Consider the following 803-nt stretch of genomic DNA (forward strand, 5'->3'; position numbering starts at 1 on the left):
GCCTTCGGGAAAGTGTTGCCTAGCGTCATCATTCGATAGCGATGGCGAGATGATGACATCGTCACCATTTTGCCAGTCAACGGGGGTGGCCACTTTGTGCTTGTCAGTTAGCTGAAGCGAATCGAGAACCCGCAGTATCTCGTCGACATTACGTCCTGTGCTGGGTGGATACGTCAAAGTGAGACGAATTTTCTTGTCAGAATCGATGATGAAGACCGTACGCACCGTCAGTTTGGGGTCGGCTTTGGGATGGATCATTCCATAAAGCTTCGCTACCACCTGATCTTCGTCAGCCAGCAAGGGGTAGTTCAGGGCCGTGCCCTGAGTCTGTTCAATATCCCCCGCCCAGTCGTGGTGAGAGCTGAGGGGATCCACCGAAACCCCAACCAGTTTGGCACCCCGCTGGGTGAATTCGTTCTTTCGCTTGGCAAACGCGCCCAGTTCTGTGGTGCATACTGGCGTAAAATCAGCGGGGTGCGAGAACAGCACCGCCCAGCTGTCGTCAAGCCATTGGTGAAAGTTGACCGTGCCTTGCGTGGATTCGATCGTGAAGTTTGGTGCTGTCTCGCCCAGTTGTAGCGCCATGGAAATGTCCTCATGTCATTCATTGAGTAGCCACCATAACTTTGAAGTCAACTTTAAGGTCAAGCTTGATGTGTAATATTTGCAATTCGATAGGAGACAAATAATTTGTCAATAAAGGTTGACCTTAAAGCAGCTGTAAGCCTTAAAATTCTTACGGCGCTAAAATGGATATGATAGGAGGTAGCACCATGGGATTGGTATCAATACCCTTGTTGGCC

General features: G+C 50.2%; 1 protein-coding gene. It reads right to left on the reverse strand.

Annotated features, from left to right (window positions below; translation table 11 throughout):
* A partial coding sequence (locus MLE19_RS22830; protein WP_240720613.1) for a peroxiredoxin occupies window positions 1–585 on the reverse strand: 585 nt, incomplete at its 3' end.
* Window positions 586–803 lie beyond the last annotated feature (218 nt).

Origin of the sequence: Vreelandella neptunia, from assembly GCF_022489065.1 — a bacterium.
Taxonomy (GTDB): Bacteria; Pseudomonadota; Gammaproteobacteria; order Pseudomonadales; family Halomonadaceae; genus Vreelandella; species Vreelandella neptunia_A.